At 46.6% G+C, this 764-nt stretch carries 1 protein-coding gene and 1 pseudogene; both read left to right on the top strand.

The window, feature by feature from the left end:
- A pseudogene (locus R7Q48_RS26770) lies at positions 1–208 on the top strand (hypothetical protein); the annotation flags it as partial.
- 8 nt (positions 209–216) lie between these two features.
- Positions 217–764: FAD-dependent oxidoreductase (locus R7Q48_RS26775; protein ID WP_318133264.1), on the top strand; the 548-nt coding region annotated here is incomplete at its 3' end.

Consider the following 764-nt stretch of genomic DNA (forward strand, 5'->3'; position numbering starts at 1 on the left):
TTACGCGCTCATTGGAGCCATTGAAGGTTACTTAGAAGGACCATTGAATATATTGATGAGGCTGGTTCTGCTTACTATCGGTGCGCTTTTGGTTTGGCACGATATTCCAATCTTAATTCGTGTGGTGTGCTGCGCGGTATTCGTTGCCGTGTTTGTTTACAGTGGGCGCAAGTTCAAATTGCAACAGTCTCAACTTTCGGTTTTATAAGAGGTCGTATGAAATCAGTCTATGACTACATTGTTGTGGGTGGTGGTATCGTTGGCGTGTCCACGGCTTGGCAGCTCCAACAACGCCATCCAGAGTGTTCTATTTTATTGGTTGAGAAAGAGTCTGGTTTTGCAAAGCATCAAACCGGGCATAACAGCGGCGTTATCCACGCGGGTGTGTATTATGCGCCGGGCAGTTTAAAAGCCGACTTTTGTAAACGCGGCGTAGAAAAAACGCTCTCGTTTTGCTCTCAGCACAATATTCCGGTCGAAAATTGTGGAAAGTTGTTGGTTGCAACTAACGAGCAAGAAGTCGAACGAATGAACGCCCTTTATGAACGCTGTCGCGTCAACGGGATTGATGTGGAATTGCTTGATGAAGCGCAGCTCAAATTGGCGGAGCCGAATATCACAGGGTTGGGCGCGATTTACGTGAAAACCACCAGTATTGTTGATTACCGCTTGGTAACAGAGCATATGGCACAGGAGTTCCAAAGTTTAGGTGGTCATATTAGCTTGAGAACCAAGGTGGTTGCCGCCGATGAGAAAGATGAAGA

The organism is Vibrio sp. 378, assembly GCF_033339435.1.